Origin of the sequence: Granulicella sp. dw_53 (assembly GCF_018449545.1) — a bacterium.
GTDB lineage: Bacteria > Acidobacteriota > Terriglobia > Terriglobales > Acidobacteriaceae > Edaphobacter.
Genome location: NZ_JAAVUR010000003.1, coordinates 316595 through 334642 on the forward strand (window position 1 = coordinate 316595; position 18048 = coordinate 334642).

The window sequence follows — 18048 nt, forward strand, 5'->3', positions numbered from 1 at the left end:
GGGATGAGGGAGATACAACGATGAGCCACGAAGGGATCAGGATCGTAAGCGCTGAAGAGGCGCAGAGAGAAGCAGGCCAGGAGCAGGAGAGGCTGCCCGTGGAGGCGGTGACTCCGGCGAAGATTCGCGTGATGAAGACGGAAGGCACGGGAGTCGAGATCGACTGGAAGGACGGGCATCGGAGCGTGTGGAACTTCGCGTGGCTGAGGAACGCCTGTCCTTGTGCGACCTGCCATGAGGAGCGCGAGAAGACAGGCAGACGAGTAGGAGAGGCCAGGCCGAAGCCACAGTCGTTGTTGACGATGTACGAGGCGCCTCCGCGTCCCGTAGAGGTGACTCCGGTGGGCAAGTATGCGTTGAAGTTCAAATGGAACGACGGGCACGAGGCGGGCATCTATAGCTGGGATTATCTGCGGCGAGTGTGCCATTGCGACGAGTGCCTGGCGAAGGGGAGAGTGCTTTGAGTGGGACGATGATGCAGGTTGGGCTATCTGAGGAGCTGGTCGAGTTGGCGGAGCGGCTGCGGCCGCTGTATGCGCGATTAGCGGAGCACCGGTTGTACGCCACATTTGAGACGGTGGACGATCTGCGGTTGTTTATGGAGTCGCACGTCTTTGCGGTGTGGGACTTCATGTCGCTGCTGAAGGTCCTGCAACGCGGGCTGACCTGCGTCGAGGTGCCCTGGGTGCCGAGCCGGTTTCCGGAGAGCCGGAGGCTGGTGAACGAGATCGTGCTCGGGGAAGAGAGCGATATCTATAAGGGAATGGCGATGAGCCACTTCGAGCTGTACCGGCGGGCGATGCAGCAGTGCGGAGCAGACCTGTTTGCCATCGACAATCTTCTGCGGGAGCTCGAAGGTGGAGCGGATTGGGCTGCGGCTTTGGCGAGGAGCGGGGCTTCGCGGGCGGCGCAGAGCTTTGTACGGAGCACCTTCGAGTGCATCGGGATGGGCAAGCTGCATGTGACCGCGGCGGCGTTTACTTTTGGGCGCGAAGATCTGATTCCGGATATGTTTCGCGGGTTTATACGGGACCAGGACGAGCGTCTGTCGGGGCGGCTGTCGACCTTCCGCTGGTATCTGGACCGGCATATCGAGGTGGATGGCGAGGAGCATGGGCCGATGGCGCTGCGGATGATCGCCGAGTTGTGCGGGCACGATGCGGCGAAGTGGCAGGAGGCCGGAGTGGCGGCAGAGCAGGCGCTGCAGGCCCGGTTGGCGCTCTGGGATGGGATCGCGGATGCGATCGAGGCCAGCCGTGGGGTGCAGGCTCTTCAGCACTAGACGGCGTTGCTGGGCTTGGTCCGGGCGCGGTGGTGTGGACCGCGCCCTCGCATTTGGCATCATCAATCCCAATACCACTTACAGATCCCATCCACTAAATCCCCAGCAAAACACCTTGTCAAGCCCCTAAATACCCTAACCTATACCGAATCAGAGAGATGCGAGTGGCACTTAAGTTATGTTCCACTCAGTAAAATAGAAGGTAGAGATAAAAAAGCTTCAAACCTAACCGCAGTACGGAAAGGGAGCATTCGTTCTTTAACAAAAGAACCTCGCGGAGAACAAGAACTCCCTCTAACCGACATTCAAAGGGAACAAGCGAGGTCTAGGCATAACCCTCCTCACAGGAAGACTTTGTCCAATTAACCCGGGGGAGGGGGGTCCACCCGGACGGTCAGGGCGGGGTGAGAGAACAAACCTTGACGGTGTTGGTAAGGGGGAAGGAAAGCGGTCGTGCTGCGCACGATACCCCACCCTATTCGACGATGAGACTGTCGAAAAGGGTGGGGCACCCGTTTTTGGGGCCAAATGATCGTTTGGGTGGGGTAAGGAGAACGATTGCGGTTTGGTGAGGTGTTGGTTTCTACCGGTCTATAGAACGGTAGAGAGGGCTTCGAGGGCGCTCTCTACAGAGGTGGCAACGAGAAGGTTAGCGCGGTTTTTCTGCTTGAGGATGCCTTGGGTCACGGCGTGATCGAGGAAGGCGAGGAGAAGGTCGTAGAAGCCGTCGATATTGAGCAGGACGGTGGGTTTGGAGTGCAGTTTGAGGGTCTGCCAGGCGAGGACCTCGAACATCTCTTCGAGGGTGCCGAAGCCGCCCGGGAGGATGAGGAAGGCGTCGGCCTTCTGACCCATGAGAGCCTTGCGGGTGTGCATGGTATCGACGACGTGAAGCTCCGAGATGCCACGGTGGGCGACCTCAAGATCGACGAGAACATGCGGAATGACGCCGGTGACGTGACCGCCGGCGGCGAGGCAGGCCTCCGCGACGGCTCGCATGAGACCGACCTTGGCGCCGCCGTAGATCAGGCCGATCTCGCGGTTGGCCAAGGTTGTCCCTAACTCTTCGGCGATCTGACGGTAGAGGGGCTGCGCTCCGTCTACGGAGGCACAAAAGACGGCAATATTTCGGGTGGGGGGAGAGGTGAGGGATAAGCGCATAACGAAGTTTGATTATCTCTCATTTCGACAAGGAGTGAGGGGCCTAGGTCGCGCCGTGTGGGATCTCTATCTGGATACTCTATGGAGGATGTAAAGGAAGTTTACGAGGAGGCGTGGCACCTGGTTATCAGCCGTTTATCGGTATAATAAAGACATAATAACGGCTGTTTATCCGCACTGGAGAAGGCAATATGGCGACGAAAAAGAGTGGATTTCGGCCAGCCTTCAGGATTACTCCAACGATTGCCCGCGACCTGATGCGGATTGAGGCGATGAAGCATGCCATCGAGGCGTTGCCCATTACGCCAAGGATGCTTGCAAATCTGCGGGAGACGGCGAGGCTGTTTTCGACTCACTACTCGACGATGATCGAGGGCAATCTGCTGACTCAGGAGGAGGTGACTCAGGTCATCGCCGAAGACCATCACTTTCCGGGCCGCGAGCGGGATGAGCGGGAGGTGCGGGGATACTACGCGGCCCTGGATGAGGTGGAACGTCTTGCGCAGAGACCGTCGGAGTTTACGGAGAAGAGCGCCCAAAGCCTGCATGCATTGGTGATGGGTGGAGGAAAGACTCGAAGTAGGCCGACACCCTATCGCGATGGCCAGAACGTGATCAAAGACAGCAAGACGAGGAGCATCGTCTACATGCCGCCGGAGGCAAAAGATGTTCCGGCGTTGATGGCGGAGTTGATCGCGTGGATCAACGTGGAGGATGATTTGCCTGTCCCTTTGAAGGCGGCCATCGCACATTACCAGTACGCTACCGTTCATCCATACTATGACGGAAACGGGCGCACGGCGCGGCTGTTGACCACTCTTATTCTCCACATGGGGGGGTATGGCCTCAAGGGACTCTATGCTTTGGAGGAGTACTACGCACGCGATCTGAAGGCCTATTATGGCGCGCTGACTGTGGGGCCTTCGCACAACTACTATATGGGTCGAGCGATAGCCGATATCACTGGTTGGATTGCGTATTTTATCGAGGGCATGGCGACTTCGTTTGAGCACGTCCAGACACAGGCGAGCCGTGAGGCGCAGGCGGGCGCGGGTGACAGATCTCAACTGTTACGGAGATTAGACGCAAGGCAGCGAAGAGTGCTCGTCCTTTTTCAGCGATCGCGTGAGGTGACGGCCAAAGAGATTGCTGAGCTGTTTGGATTTCATCCACGGACGGCGGCGGCGCTGTGCCAACGTTGGGTTGCGGAACGATTCCTGATTGTGAGCGACGCTTCAAGGAAGGCGCGACGATATCGCCCGGTGGATGAGATTGAGGCTCATATTGGGGATTTATAATATTTGTGACATTTTATGGAGCATATTTTTCAATGTGTTTTGAGGCGTCGAGTGCTTTAAAAAAGGCCGGACGGAAAGGTCCCCGTCCGGTTTTCGAGAGAGAGCTAGCTGATTGCGATGGTGGCACCGCTAAGGGTGGGCGTTACCTCGACGAGCAGATCTCCAGCCGCATGGGTCTTGGTGGCTGTGTTGGTCGAGATGCGGGTTCCGGCCGGAAGGGAGACGTTCAAGGTCTTGCCGGCTTCGAGTTGCATTACAGAGTCTCCGGCACGAAGCTCAAGAGTGGTGCCGCTGTCGTTGCGCAGGCTGAGCTTTACGGTCTTATCCTTGCCGAAGAATGCGTTGACCGGATGGAAGACGTTCACGGTGGAGGCGTGGGCAACCGAAGAAGAAAGGGTGCAGACGGCGACTATGGACGCGACGGCGAGCGAGCGACGGATCATGTTCATTTGGAGTGCTCCTATTGTTGCTTCCGCAGGCGGGGAACTCTGCCATGGTTCAGAGCGCCTTACCTTGCACAGATGATTACGCTGGCCGTTCAAAGAAGTTCAATGGAATTTGTGAATTTATTTTTACCTGCCTAATTGTTGGAGATTCATGCAGATTAGGGGCTAGGGGCGGGAGAGCTTAAAATGATCTCTGGAGCGCGTTAAATTTTGAGTCAATTGATACAGAACATGAATCCGCAGCAGCAGGAGGGTGTGCTGGCGGTGGATGGGCCGGTATTGTTGCTGGCGGGAGCGGGCAGCGGTAAGACGCGAGTGATTACGCATCGCATCGCCTATCTGATCCAGGAGCGGGGTGTGCCCGCGGACCAGATCCTTGCGGTGACGTTTACGAACAAAGCCGCGAAGGAGATGGCGGAGCGGGTTGACAAGATCCTTGGCCATAGCTCTTTGGCGAAGCCTACGCTAGCGACGTTCCATAGTTTTTGCGTGCGGGTGTTGCGGCGGGATATCGAGGCGATGCGGGTGAACGGCGTTGGGTTGACGCGGACGTTCGCGATCTATGACGAGACGGATCAGCAGGCGGTGGTGAAGTCCGCACTGAAGCGGCTGGGCATCGACGACAAACAGCTAAAGCCGCGTGTGGCGCTGGGGCGGATCAGTTGGGCGAAGAACCACATGATCGATCCGCAGGAGTATTTTCTGGCGAGCACGAATCCACTGGAGGAGAAGATCGCGCATATCTTCGAGATCTATCGCAAGGAGCTGATGAAGGCGAACGCGATGGACTTCGACGATCTGCTGCTGGAGACGGTGCGTCTGCTGAAGGGATATGGCGACGTCAAAGAAAGATACAACCGTCGTTACAGATACGTGATGATCGACGAGTACCAGGACACGAACCGTCCGCAGTACGAGCTGATGAAGCTGCTGGCAGGGCCGCAGGCGAATATCTGCGTGGTGGGCGATGAGGATCAGTCGATCTATAGCTGGCGCGGCGCGGATATCAAGAACATTCTCGACTTCGAGAAGGACTTTCCGGAGACGCGGACGATTCGGCTGGAGCAGAACTACCGGTCGACGCAGATCATTCTGGAGGGCGCCAGCGCGGTGGTGGCGCAGAATACGCAGCGCAAGGGCAAGAACCTGTTTACGACTCGCGAGGGCGGGAGTCTGATCGGGTTCTATGAGGCTCCGGATGGGGAGAACGAGGCGCTGTTTATCGCGGACCGGATTCAACGCTATCTGCGCGAGGCGGGCGGGCAGGAGGATGCTCCGCGATGCGCGGTGCTGTACCGGACGAACTCACAGTCACGGCTGGTGGAAGAGGCGCTGCGACGGTATCAGATTCAGTACCACATGGTGGGCGGCTTCAGCTTTTATGACCGGGCTGAGGTGAAGGACATTTTGAGTTACATGAAGCTGGTGTCCAATCCGCATGACTCGATTGCGTTGTCGAGGAGTGTCAACTCGCCGCCACGAGGGATTGGCAAGACGACGATGGAGACGCTGGAGCGGATGGCGCTCTCGTCGGGGATGAGTACGTGGGATGCGATTGGCAAGGCGATTGAAGACAAGCTGCTCCCTGCGCGGGCGCTGGCGGCACTGGATGGGTTTCGGCGGCTGATCGAAGATGCACGGGCGATGCTGGGGCCTGACTTTGCAGAGAAGCTGGCCGGGGATGTGGGTTTGAGCGATGCGGCTGAGGATGCTTCGTTCGATACGGGTGAGTTTGGTTTGGCCGCTTCAGGTGACGAGGATACGAGCTTCGATGTGGGGGTTGAGACGGGCGCGGATGTGGTGGCGGGTACTTCGTTCGATACGAGCTTCAACTTTGGGTTCGATTTTGGGCCGAGCGAGGAGACCTCTACCATTGCCGCGGAGAACTCCAACGATTCGGATGCCGCGCATGGGATCGATGCGGCTAGCTTCAATCCGTTCGCCCCGGTGGTGTTGAAGAGCGGGGCCAGGATGACGATGGAGCGGGCTGCCGAGATCAAGATGGCGGATGAGAAGCCCGCGTTTCGAAAGCCGGGCGATCCGGCTACTTTGCCGGAGCTGATCAAGTTTCTGAACGACCGCAGTGGGTATATACGGGTTCTGGAGGAGGAGGCTACGCCGGAGGCCTTCTCGCGCATCGAGAACTTGAAGGAACTAGCGAACGCTGCGCAGGACGCGCAGGAGCGGGGCGAGACGCTGCACGAGTTTCTGGACCATGCGGCGCTGGTGAGCGATGCGGATAGCTACTCGGAGGAGGCTCGGGTGACTCTGATGACGCTACATGCGGCGAAGGGGCTGGAGTTTCCGCTGGTGTTTCTGACGGGCATGGAAGAAGGGCTGTTTCCGCACTCGCGGACGTTTACCGATCCTACGGGGCTGGAGGAGGAGCGGCGGCTCTGCTACGTCGGCATGACGCGGGCGATGGATACACTGGTCCTGACCAGGGCGCGGTATCGCCGGCGCTATGGGAGCGACATGCCGGAGGCTTCGATTCCGTCGCGATTTCTGGAGGAGGTTCCTTCGCGGCTGGTGGAGGATCTGGGGAGCCCCCCGGCCCGGCCGCAGTTTGGGGGGTCGGAGTATGGCTCGGGAAGAGGGCTTTATGCGACGGCTTATCCTCGTGCGGGGCAACGTGGAGGTCCGGCTGAGGGCGTGGAGCGGCATTACAGCTATGAGGATGAGGATCAGAGCGCCTCGGGTGGAGGGGGAGCGGCTCCGCGTGGTGCTGGCGGTTCGGGGTCCGGATCGATGGACAATATTGCCAACTTTTTTGCCGCTCGGGGGCAAAAGGGGCCTGCGCAGAAGTTTTCCAGGCCAAAACTGGCGGTTCCGGAGCCTACGGGAAAGACGGGTTTACGGCAGGGATCGCGGGTTCGGCACCCAAAGTATGGAGAAGGAACTGTGTTTCGTCGCGAAGGAGATGGGGACGACGCGAAGATTACAGTACAATTTCAACAGCACGGCGTGAAGAAGCTGGTGGAGAAGTTTGCCCAGTTGGAACGCCTGTAAAAGTTCCGCAAAATCAGCATTTAAAGAAAGATTGGCAAACGAATCATGGCAAATACCAAGAGCATCACGGACGTTCAGGAGCGCAAGAAGGTAAAGCGCGCAGCACGCAAAGCCGCACCGGCGAAGGGTCCTCGCGCAGGCGCCCGTGGCGAGAACAAGGCAAAGATCAAGAAGGCAAGCCGCGGTAAGAGCAAGCGGTAGGCCGACGACTCGGCGGGGCCGATGCGAGATGTATCGGCCCCCGGAGATCGAAAGTCCCAGCAATTTATGTTGTGGACATCCGGTCTGTAGGCGATAGTACGCAGTAGGACTTCCCCGAACCAATCGAACTGTTTGAGGAGTAAGCGCGCTGGCCAGGCAGATCTTTCGCACAAAATCCATCGATAAGCTGATCCACGAATCGGAGCGGCCGGAGCACGCGTTGCAGAAGACGCTGGGTCCGGTGAGCCTGACTGCGTTGGGCGTCGGCGCGGTCATCGGGTCGGGCATCTTTACGGTGATCGGCACGGCGATTGGCGGCAACGCCACGACTGTGGCCGGCTGGTCGGACTCGCCGGTGGTCGATCTGCTGCTGGGGGCTCTGCGGCATTCGGGGCACACGGTGACTGGACGGCCCGGCGCTGGGCCTGCGCTGGCGATCTCGCTGGTGCTGGTGGCGATTGTGTGCGCGCTGACAGGGCTCTGCTATGCGGAGCTGGCAAGCATGATCCCGATTGCGGGGTCGGCCTATACGTATACCTATGCGACGCTGGGCGAGCTGGTGGCCTGGATCATCGGCTGGGATTTGATCCTGGAGTATGCGTTCAGCAACATGAGCGTCAGCGTGGGCTTTGCGGCGCATGTGGTCGATCTGCTGGATTGGATGGGGCTGCATCTGTCACCCAAGTGGCTTAGTCCGGCTTATCTTCCGCTGGGGCTGCAGGATCTGCAAGGGCATGACATCTATGGGACGGGCTGGCATGCCGGGTTCAATATTCCGGCGTTCCTGATCGTGCTGCTATTGACTGTAGTTCTAGTGCGCGGGATTCGCGAGTCGGCACGGACTAACAACATCATGGTGCTGGTGAAGATTGCGGCGATCCTGGTCTTCATCTTCTTCGGGATCAGCTTTATTCATCCGGGCAACTATGTTCCCTTCTCTCCCAATGGATGGTCGGGAGTGTTGGCGGGTGGATCGATCATCTTCTTTACGTATATTGGGTTCGATTCGGTCTCGACTGCGAGTGAGGAGTGCCGGAATCCGCAGCGGGATGTGCCGATCGGGATTCTGGCTACGCTGGTGGTTTGTACGATTTTGTACATCGGCGTTGCGATGGTACTTACCGGCATGGTGCCTTGGAATACGGTGGCCGGTGATGGCGCTCCTGTCGTAAATGCGCTGAAGCGGGTGAGTCTGATGCCGGGAGGGCATAGCCTGCATTGGGTTCGGTTGGCGGTGCTGTTGGGAGCCATTATTGGGATGGTGTCTTCGATCCTGGTGTTCCAGCTTGGTCAGGCTCGGGTGTGGTTCGCGATGAGCCGAGACCGATTGTTGCCTACGGCGTTCAGCAGGGTGCATCCGAAGTTCCGGACTCCGGCGTTTGCTACATGGGTTGCTGGAGTGTTGGTAGCGATTCCGGCGGGATTGTTTGACGTTGGCACATTTGCGGAGATGTCGAACATTGGGACGTTGTTTGCATTTGTGCTGGTATCGATTGGGGTGATCGTGCTGCGGATGCGGCAGCCGGAGCGTGGGCGCGGGTTTCGGGTTCCCTTTGGGTTCGTGGTTCCGGTGCTTTCGGTGGTGTTTTGTTTGCTGCTGATGGCTGGTCTGCCGGCGAAGACCTGGATTCGGTTCTTCGTGTGGCTGGCGATTGGGCTGGTCGTGTACTTCTGCTATTCACGCAAGCGGAGTGAGTTTTACGAGCCACAGGCCTAAGATAGGTAGATGGCTAGAAGGGCTTTGAAGAAGGACGAAGTTGATGTGGTGCAGTGGCTCCGAGAGTTGCCGAAGGTCGAGTTGCATCTGCACCTGGAGGGCACCATTCTGCCCGATACGCTGCTGGAGTTAAGCCAGCGGCATGATGCTGAACCGCTAACGGCAGAGGCGGCTCGCGAGCTCTATGTGTACGAAAACTTTCTTGGGTTCATGGACTCTTTCAAGGCGGTGTCTTCGCGTCTGAAGGGACCCGAGGACTATGAGCTGATTACTTACAACATGGTGCGGGAGCTCGCGGCGCAAGGGATCGTGCATGCCGAGGTATATATCTCTTTCGGCATCATCTACTACTGGAAGCGTTCCGAGGTGGAGCCGTATGTCGAGGCCATCGAACGCGGACGAGTCCGTGCAGAGAAGGAGTTCGGGACTACGATCTTCTGGCTGATCGATGCGGTGCGGCACTTCGGCGCGGAGGAAGGATCGAAGGTCTTTCGCAAGGCGGCGGAGCTGCGTAAGAAGTATCCGAGCATTGTTGGCATCGGGATCGGCGGAGATGAGGCGCGCGGTAGTGCCGACCTGTTCCGTGATGCATATGCAGAGGCCAAGGAGGCTGGGCTGCGGCTTACAGCGCACGCTGGTGAGACGCTGGGGCCCGACAGCATATGGGCAGCGATCAACATCGGTGCGGAGCGGCTGGGCCATGCGCTCTCGGCGCAGCACGATGGAGAGCTGATCGATGTGCTCGCCAAGAAGCAGATCCCGCTGGAGCTAAATGTAACCAGCAACATTCGTACAGGATGTTGTAAGAGCTTCGAGGAGCATCCCGTGAAGCAATACTTCGACTCGGGGTTGATGGTGACGATCAACTCGGACGATCCGCCGATGTTTGGGAGCAACCTGCTGGAGGAGTACGTGCTGGTGCAGAAGCAGTACGGCTTCACGCTGGACCAGATGCGAGAGCTGGCTGCGAATGCTGTAGAGGCCAGCTTCCTGCAGCCTGAACGAAAGGTTGCTCTGCTGCAGCGGGTGGAGCAGTACGGCTGGTAGTCTTCCAAAATATTGATCCAGTTCGAATTGTGACTTCCTTTTCAGATTTAAATATGAAAGCCCGGCTTTTTTGAGCTGGGCTTTTCTCTTCTAGTCCTCTTTTACGAGATCGACCAAACCTAACATCCACTTTCGAAAATCTTTGTGGATCGGCGGGCGGGATCAAATTCATTTGACAAGATATAGATAGATTGCTACATAGGGGTGAGGGCTTTCATGCTCGAACTTCGTAATGTGCACAAGCGCTACTCCAGCATTCCCGCCGTAGAGGCTGTGAGCTTTGTCGCGCGAGCGGGAGAGATCACTGGTTATCTGGGCGCAAACGGCTCCGGCAAGTCGACGACGATGAAGATGGTGACGGGCTTGATCGAACCGAGTTCGGGTCAGGTGCTGTTCGATGGGCGACCCATCACGGACGACCTGATGGCCTTTCGGCAGCGGATGGGATATGTGCCGGAGGAGCCGCATCTTTACACGCATCTGAGCGGGCTGGAGTATCTGGTGATGGTCGCGCAACTGCGAGATATGGACCGTCGATGCTACGAGGAGCGTATTCACGGTCTGCTGCGTCTCTTCGGGCTTCACGGCGACCGCGATGTTTCGCTCTCCTCCTACTCGAAGGGGATACGCCAGAAGATACTGTTATCGGCGGCGCTGATGCATAACCCGGATCTGATTCTGCTGGATGAGCCGTTCTCGGGGCTCGATGTAGGTTCTTCGCTAATCCTGCGCAGCTTGATCGAGGAGTTGGCACGGCGTGGAAAGGTGGTGCTGTTCAGCTCGCATGAGCTGGAGACGGTGGAGCGGATCTGTTCTCACATCGTGGTCCTGCACCGCGGCAAAGTGGTTGCTGACGATTCCATCGAACATTTGAGAGTCTTGATGGCGTTGCCGACGCTGGAAGGAATCTTTTCGCAACTGGCTGTCGAACAGGATTCTGTTGCAATTTCACGAGAGATCGCGGACCTCATCCATGCCTAATGACTGGGTTGTAAGGAAGCTACAGTTTCGTGTGCTTTACCGGGTGTTTTTTATGCGGGTGATCGATCTGGAACTGCTGTCTATGGACGCCGATCCAACCAAGTTGATTGGACAGTTTGCAACCATCTTCGCAAGCATTAGCTTCTTCCTTACTCTGCCAGCGCTGCTAACTGGCTTCCGTCGCCTGTCGATCCCAGGTTCCTGGATGTTTGAACACTTCCTGATTGAGACGACGATGACGATAGCGGGCCTGATTGCGGTGCTTAGCTGGGACTCCGCGTTTCCGGATCAGCGCGACGTGCTTGTGTTGGCTCCGCTGCCGGTGCGAACGAGTACGTTGTTTGTGTCAAAGATCTCCGCCCTGTTCGCCGCTCCGGCCTTAGGGACGATCGCTTTCAATTTCTTTTCGGGTGTTGCGTGGCCTTTGAGCTTCATCTCCAGTAGCTATGGATTTTTAGGGGCGTTGAGATCGTGGCCGACCTATTGGATGACGATCTTTCTGGGAGGAGCGTTCTTCGTCTTCACCGTTCTCGCCATCCAGGGACTGGCGGCTAACTTGTTACCGCGACAGATCTTTTTGCGTCTGTCTGCATTTTTGCAAGCTGGCGCCATGTGCCTTCTGCTGAGTGTGTACTTCTTAGAGCCGTCGCTAAGATCGCCTGCGGATTTTACTGCTCTAGAGAATCAGCGCATGCTGGCGTGGCTTCCGTCCTATTGGTTCTTAGGACTCTTTCAACAGCTCAACGGGTCGATGCATCCGGCACTCGCTCCGCTTGCGAGGCGCGCATGGATCGGGCTGGCGATCTCTTTCCTTGGTACGGTGGCCGCCCTGCTGCTCTCGTACTTCCGCATGATGCCGAAGGTTGTCGAACAACCGGATATCCTTCCAAGGGCGCGTACCGTGTTGTGGTCGCCGCGCTTCGGCAGCTCCCTCAAGAGTGCAGTTACTTTATTTAGTCTTCGTACTTTGCTCAGAAGCCGCCAGCATCGCATGATCGTCAGTTTTTATCTGGGGATTGGGCTTGCTATCGTTGTGGGTTATATCAAGGGACCGTTCGGTGGGCTGGCATCTACAGCGGCGGGAATCAGCTTGCCGTTCCTGCTGGTGAGCATCCTGATGATGATCCTCATTCTTATGTCTATACGCGTTGTTGCTTCTATCCCAATTTCGCTGCGTGCAAATTGGATTATCCGCGTGACCCAAGTGCGCCCAGCCCACCAATACCAGAGGGCGGTTCGGTTTTCGTGGATGGTGTTAGGCGTCGCGCCTGTACTGCTTGTCCTTGCGGGATCGTTCGCTGGTTCCTATCCCTGGCAACAGGTGCTTGGGCATCTGGTTACTATGCTTTTCCTGGGGATAGTGCTTGTAGAGCTCTGCCTGTATACCTTCCAGAAGATTCCTTTCACCTGCTCCTATCTTCCGGGGAAGGCAAATATTCACTTTGTATTCTGGGCCTGCTTGATGCTCTTCCTGCGTCTGCTGAAGGAAGGAGCGATCTTTGAAGGCCGCATGTTGCATTCATTTCTAGGGTGGATTCTTATGGTTGTCTTGCTGGCCGCTGCAGCGTTGGCTGCGCGATGGCTTACCGAGGCTCGTGCAGGGCCTGTCGATGAGGTTTTGTTTGAAGAGGAATATCCTGTCGAGATTATCTCCCTGAAGTTGAATTGAAGGAGCGCAATCGCCGCGCTTCGGCTCCTCCACCGTGGCTCATCTGGTGATGTGCCACAAGATAGATGCGATGGTGCGTTCTTCCGGGCTTCTTATTTAGAAGCGGCACTCAGACGGAACTTACTTTCCCAATCTTTGTGTAGGTTTTGCGTATATTATGCAGCTACTATTTTTGGGTTCCTAGCTCCTGCTCCGGAGATGCGGGCAGAGGTGAATACGATTACGACATGTTTTTCGGGCTCGCGTCTTGATAGTGATGTTTGGACGGAAAGGACGAAGCTATGTTGAAGTTAGGAAGCAATGGACCAGATGTAGTGGCTTTGCAGCAGGCGCTGCTGGCGGCGGGATTCAACCCGGGTGCGGCGGATGGGGATTTTGGCGCGGGGACACAGGCGGCGGTGCTGGCGTTTCAGCGGAGCGAGCATCTGGTCGCCGATGGCGTGGTGGGACCAGCGACTGGTACGGCGCTCGGTCTGGCTGAGGTACCTGAGATCCCGTCCGCGATTCCAGAGGTTACGCCACAGATTGTGTCTAAGATATTTCCGTTTACACCTTTGGGAAATATCAAGGCCAACCTGCCTGTGGTGCTAGGCGCTATGGATGCCGCGGAACTCGCCGATAAGGAGATGGTGCTGATGGCGCTGGCTACGATCCGGGCTGAGACGGAGTCCTTCGAGCCTATTAGCGAAGGTGTCTCGCGCTTCAATACTTCGCCGCAGGGCACGCCTTTCGATCTCTACAACAATCGTAAGGATCTCGGAAACGTTGGGCCGCCGGATGGCGCGAACTTCTGCGGGCGAGGCTTTGTCCAACTCACAGGGCGATTCAACTACACGAAGTTTGGCAAGGAGATTGGACGGGACCTGGTGGGCGATCCAGCACTGGCGAACGATCCGAAGGTCGCCGCGGAGTTGCTGGCGCGTTTTCTGAGCGACAAGGAGAGCGCTATCCGGCAGGCGCTGGCGGATAAGGATCTGCGAACGGCTCGGAAGCTGGTAAACGGCGGAAGCAATGGGTTGGATCGATTTGAAAATGCCTTCGCGATTGGGAGTGCTGTCATTGCCTGATTGTCTATGTAACTTTTTTAGCTACAAGTATGTTTAGTTTCAATTGCCTGAAGGTTGCGCTGCAGAGCAGAGAGGCGAGACGGCATCGCTCATCGAGGGTGGGGGGACCTTTGTTCCCCAGACGGACGGGGCAGAGCCCATGGTGAGAACGAGGGTCGCGCCGTCTTTAATTTGAGCGTGGCGGAACCAGGATGTCGTGAGTTCGACGCCATTCAGCGTGGCGGATTGGACGTAGCGGTTCAGCCCGTCATGATCCAGATTCTTGGCTATGATGCGCAGCTTTTTCCCATTGCCCAAAGCAAGGGATGCGTCGGGGATGCGGGGTGTGCTGATGAGATAGACGTCCTGCCCAGCCACCGGAAAGAGGCCGAGGGTGGAGAAGATGAGCCAGCTCGACATTGCTCCCGAGTCGTCGTTGCCGGGGATGCCGGCGCGATTGTCGGTGAAGGCCTTCTCGAGGATCATGTGGACGATGTCGGCTGTCTTGTCGGGACGGCCAGCGTAGTTATAGAGGACGGGGATCAGAAAGCCGGGTTCGTTGGTGACGTCGAAGTGGCGGCGAAGGAAGATCCAATCGAGGCGGCGGATGAACATCTCGTTGCCGCCGGCCATCTCGATAAGGCGTCGCATGTCCTGTGGGGCATAGATGGAGTAGGTCCAGATGTCACCTTCGTAGAAGAAGTCGGGCCAGGTGCCGCGAACGACGAGATAGGGAGGCGCCCAGGTGCCGTCGGGGTTGCGTGGCCGCAGGAAGCCCTTGAAGCCTTCGGCGGTCATGTCCTTGTCCCAGAGGTGCTCGAAGTTGTGAGTACGGCTTGCGTAGAGCGCGGCCTCCTTCGGTTTGCCGAGGCCGCATGCGACCTCGGAGATGGCGAAGTCGTCGTAGCTGTACTCGGCGATGCGTGAGCCGGAGCGCTCGTCGGCGAGGGTGATGTAGCCTTTTTCGTTGTAGTCCTTCAGGCCTCCGCGACCTTCTTTCTGTGGATCGGCCGGGGGGACTTCGGCGTCGTGGACCATGGCAGCGAAGGCGGTCTCGTAGTCGATGCCCTTGAGACCTTTGACGAAGGCGTCGGCTACGACGACGTTCGCGTTCGAGCCGCCCTGAGTGCGGCCGTTGTCGTTGCCACTGCGCGCGTCGGGCATGTAGCCTGCGTGACGATAGATATCGATGAGCGAGCGGATGATGTCGCGCTGACGGTCAGGGGAGATCAAGGTAAGCAGCGGGCTGGAGCTGCGATACGTGTCCCATATGGCGTAGTAGTCGTCGTAGTACGGCTCGGAGGACTTCCAGTTGGGGTTCTCGCCGGTGCGGTCGGTCGGCATCAGCATGATGTGGTACATCGCGGTGTAGAGTTGGCGGCGCTGCGAATCGCTTGCGCCAACAAGGTTCAACTTCGACAACTCAGCGTTCCATAAGGCAGTGGCGGCGGCGTGGATGGCGGCGAAGTTCCATGCGGGGATCTCCTGCGCTACGTTTTGCTTTGCCTGGTCTGCGCTGAGGAACGAGATGCCGACCTTCGCCTGGATGACTTGATTGGCTTTGGTGGTGAAATCGAATGAGGCGCCGATGGGGGTATTTGCTTCGACTGTCGCATCTTTAGCCGCGGTCAGGGTCTTCCCTGTCCAGGTCTGCACCGCATCGGCGGGCGTGTCGAGCGTCATGTAGTAGTAGACCTTGTACTCGCCGCCTCTGTTCCAGCCGCCGGTGAAGCGTGCTACTCCTTGAGCCTCGTGGTTTGAGGTGAGGTGGATCTCTGCTCCGAGGAACTTCTGGGCCTGCCAGTCGGTTCCCAGACCAAACGCCGATGCCAGGTTAATGGTGATGTGCGACTGACGGGAGGCAGGAAAGGTATAGCGATGGAAGCCGACGCGACGGCTGCTGGTGAGTTCAGCTTTGACTTGGTAGCGGGTGAGGTTCGCGGCGTAGTAGCCGACCTTATTGACCTCATCGGTACGCGGAGTCTTGATGTCGTTCAGATCGAGCGGGCCAGTGACAGGGGCGACGAGGATGTTGCCGTACTTGCCCTGCGCTCCGCTGAGGTGCAGATGCGAGAAGCCGAGGATCGTCCCGCTGCTCGAGTAACCGAAGCCGGAGCGGCGTCCGTCGAAGGTCTCCATGTCGGGTCCGAGCTTGACCATGCCGTAGGGAATAGCCGAACCGACAAAGACATTTCCGCCCCAATCTACTCCCAGGAACGGATAGACCTCATGGGTATAGTCCTTCTGGGATGGCGTGTCGGCAGCGGACGATCCAGTTACAAGGCAAAGCCAGGAAAGGCAAGCGATAGCAAGCTTTCGTGCGAAGGGTGCGGACATAGAATCTTCTCCATTGCTAACGTACTTGATCTTCGGGTGGATCTTTTTGAGAGCGGTACTTATTCCCTGCCTAGTCTAGGCTAGACGGAGTAGCCGAGACTCGGCCTTGCTCTTGAGGCGGTATTGCGTCTTCTAAACTCGCTTGCGGCTGCCTTTTTCCTGTTTTGGCTGCTGCTGATCCGCACCTGGGAACGTCGGGCTGGGTAGATTGTTGAGCTCGTACTTCGACAAGTGGAGGTGACCGGTGGTGTCGGGCAGGACAGGCGGCTTTGCGGGCGCATGATCGAAACGGAATGCGGACGATAGATCGCCGAAGGTCTGCCTTCGCCAGTCGGTGATGTTTGGTTCTCGAACGCCGGTGAACTTCTCCAGGAACTGAAGTACGGACGTGTGGTCGAAGGGCTGGCTGCACACCCAGCCGCCGGCGGTCCATGGCGAGATGAGGATGCAAGGGACACGAAAGCCTCCGCCGATGGGAAGGCCGTTGATGAACTCTTTGGGAGTTCCGGGTGGAGGGACCGGCGGAGGAACATGGTCGAAGAGGCCGTCGTTCTCGTCGTAGTTAAGGATAAAGACGGTCTTCGCCCACACGTCTGGGTTGGCCGCGATAGCATCGAGTTTGCTGGCGATAAAGGCTGCTCCGTCGGCGGGTGTGTAGTCGGGATGTTCCGATTGCAGTGCGGTTGGAAGTATCCATGAGACGGCGGGAAGCTGATCGTGGATCGCGTCGTATTCGAATTGGCCTTCGGAGGCGATCAGCATCCCTTTGGTGTGCAGCGGCGATCCAATGGGCGCCTGCATGAAGTTCCTGAAGGCGAGCAGCCTGTTATAGACGTGGCCCGGCTGATGCTGGTACGCCTTCCACGATATGCCAGCCTCTTCGAGTCGCTCTGCATATGTGGTCCAGGTATATCCGTCTTTGGGCCAGTCGTTGTGGGTCATCGGACCGCCGTGGAGTCCTTCGGGGTCGATGGTGCCGGTCATCCAATACATTCGGTTTGGGCCCGTCGGACCCATCACGGAGCAGTGGTATGCGTCGCAGATCGTGAAGGCATCCGCTAAGGCAAAGTGGAATGGGATGTCTTCTCGCTTGTAGTAGCCCATGACGTAGGGGCCATGCTCTCCGTCGGCTTTACGATGCGCGGGAAGCCACTGATCCATCTTTCCGCCGTTCCATGCTTCGTGTTGGACCGACCACGCGTGACTGGTGGAGGGAATCTTCTGGGCGCTGCTAGCACGAGTGTCCAGGTGAAACGGCAGAAGGTATCCGTTCGGATGTTCGAGGTCGGGTTGATGGAAGACAGATCGACCTCCGCTCAACGTCATCGCGCTTGGATCGCTGAATCCACGAACACCGGACAGCGTTCCGAAGTAGTGATCGAAGGAGCGGTTCTCCTGCATCAGCATTACGACGTGCTTGATGTCACGCAGCGAACTATTTCTCGGTTTGCCTTGTGCGAGAACGCGCTGTACGTTCGGAGGCATAAGCGTCTCGGCCGCGGTTGCCATCGCAAGACCCACTGCGTTTTTCAGCAGTCGGCGACGCGTGAAGCTTGCCGCAGACTGAGACGATCCAGAGAAAATATTCGTTTTCATAGAAAGACGTTTTTTTTGAGATTACGGAATCAGTGAATTCATGAGATGTTGTGTTGCTGGGATTCTGATCCCGAGTATGCTCAGCAAAATGACTGTAGCGGTAGGGGTTATTGCTGTGTAAAGGTGTTCGCGCTACGTGGATACTTTATCTCGCGTGAAATCAGCAGACTGAAGTATGTGACTTCGCTTGCGAACACGGGTGTACGGTCGGACGCTCCGGCGGAATTCACAGAGCATTCATCCAAGCAACCTAGACTT

14 protein-coding genes are annotated in these 18048 nt (G+C 57.5%); 10 read left to right on the top strand and 4 right to left on the bottom strand.

What is annotated here, in order from left to right:
- Positions 1 to 20 precede the first annotated feature (20 nt).
- Positions 21 to 464, top strand: coding sequence for a DUF971 domain-containing protein (locus tag HB393_RS06535; protein ID WP_213804350.1), 444 nt, complete (start codon positions 21 to 23; stop codon positions 462 to 464).
- Entirely contained in the window at positions 461 to 1282 is an 822-nt protein-coding gene (locus HB393_RS06540) for a DUF3050 domain-containing protein (protein WP_255550859.1), read from the top strand. The genes HB393_RS06535 and HB393_RS06540 overlap by 4 nt, the downstream gene beginning before the upstream one ends.
- 591 nt (positions 1283 to 1873) lie before the next feature.
- Here HB393_RS06540 and HB393_RS06545 read toward each other — a convergent pair.
- Positions 1874 to 2443, bottom strand: a complete 570-nt coding sequence (locus tag HB393_RS06545; protein ID WP_213804351.1) for a TIGR00730 family Rossman fold protein — start codon at positions 2441 to 2443, stop codon at positions 1874 to 1876.
- Between the two features lie 191 nt (positions 2444 to 2634).
- Between HB393_RS06545 and HB393_RS06550 the strand changes: the two genes are divergently transcribed.
- Entirely contained in the window at positions 2635 to 3741 is a 1107-nt protein-coding gene (locus HB393_RS06550; RefSeq protein WP_213804352.1) for a Fic family protein, read from the top strand.
- 104 nt (positions 3742 to 3845) lie between these two features.
- Here HB393_RS06550 and HB393_RS06555 read toward each other — a convergent pair whose 3' ends face one another.
- The gene (locus HB393_RS06555; protein ID WP_213804353.1) at positions 3846 to 4190 is read right to left on the bottom strand and encodes a hypothetical protein; all 345 of its coding nucleotides are present in this window, start codon (positions 4188 to 4190) and stop codon (positions 3846 to 3848) included.
- A 207-nt stretch (positions 4191 to 4397) separates the two neighbouring features.
- Here HB393_RS06555 and HB393_RS06560 point away from each other — a divergent pair, with 207 nt between their 5' ends.
- The 7 genes from HB393_RS06560 to HB393_RS06590 all read left to right on the top strand — a co-directional run bounded on the left by HB393_RS06560 (position 4398) and on the right by HB393_RS06590 (position 13878).
- Positions 4398 to 7196, top strand: a complete 2799-nt coding sequence (locus HB393_RS06560) for a UvrD-helicase domain-containing protein (protein ID WP_255550860.1) — start codon at positions 4398 to 4400, stop codon at positions 7194 to 7196.
- 45 nt (positions 7197 to 7241) lie between these two features.
- Positions 7242 to 7397 (top strand): hypothetical protein, encoded by a 156-nt coding sequence (locus HB393_RS06565; protein WP_213804354.1) that lies wholly within the window; start codon positions 7242 to 7244, stop codon positions 7395 to 7397.
- A 187-nt stretch (positions 7398 to 7584) separates the two neighbouring features.
- On the top strand, positions 7585 to 9114 hold the full coding sequence (locus tag HB393_RS06570) for an amino acid permease (RefSeq protein ID WP_255550891.1): 1530 nt from the start codon (positions 7585 to 7587) through the stop codon (positions 9112 to 9114).
- A gap of 9 nt (positions 9115 to 9123) precedes the next feature.
- Positions 9124 to 10161: an adenosine deaminase gene (gene add / locus HB393_RS06575; protein WP_213804355.1), complete on the top strand. Its 1038-nt coding sequence runs from the start codon at positions 9124 to 9126 to the stop codon at positions 10159 to 10161.
- A 216-nt stretch (positions 10162 to 10377) separates the two neighbouring features.
- Positions 10378 to 11142 (top strand): ABC transporter ATP-binding protein, encoded by a 765-nt coding sequence (locus tag HB393_RS06580; RefSeq protein ID WP_213804356.1) that lies wholly within the window; start codon positions 10378 to 10380, stop codon positions 11140 to 11142.
- Positions 11135 to 12811 carry a hypothetical protein gene (locus tag HB393_RS06585; RefSeq protein ID WP_213804357.1) on the top strand — a complete coding sequence of 559 codons (1677 nt, stop codon included), beginning with the start codon at positions 11135 to 11137 and terminating at the stop codon, positions 12809 to 12811. Before HB393_RS06580 ends, HB393_RS06585 begins: the two co-directional genes overlap by 8 nt.
- A gap of 281 nt (positions 12812 to 13092) precedes the next feature.
- On the top strand, positions 13093 to 13878 hold the full coding sequence (locus HB393_RS06590) for a peptidoglycan-binding protein (RefSeq protein ID WP_213804358.1): 786 nt from the start codon (positions 13093 to 13095) through the stop codon (positions 13876 to 13878).
- A 39-nt stretch (positions 13879 to 13917) separates the two neighbouring features.
- Here HB393_RS06590 and HB393_RS06595 read toward each other — a convergent pair whose 3' ends face one another.
- Together HB393_RS06595 and HB393_RS06600 are read right to left on the bottom strand one after the other, a co-directional pair.
- Complete coding sequence (locus HB393_RS06595; protein WP_213804359.1) at positions 13918 to 16194, bottom strand: GH92 family glycosyl hydrolase; 2277 nt, start codon at positions 16192 to 16194, stop codon at positions 13918 to 13920.
- Between the two features lie 132 nt (positions 16195 to 16326).
- On the bottom strand, positions 16327 to 17703 hold the full coding sequence (locus HB393_RS06600) for an alkaline phosphatase family protein (protein WP_255550861.1): 1377 nt from the start codon (positions 17701 to 17703) through the stop codon (positions 16327 to 16329).
- Between the last annotated feature and the right edge of the window lie 345 nt (positions 17704 to 18048).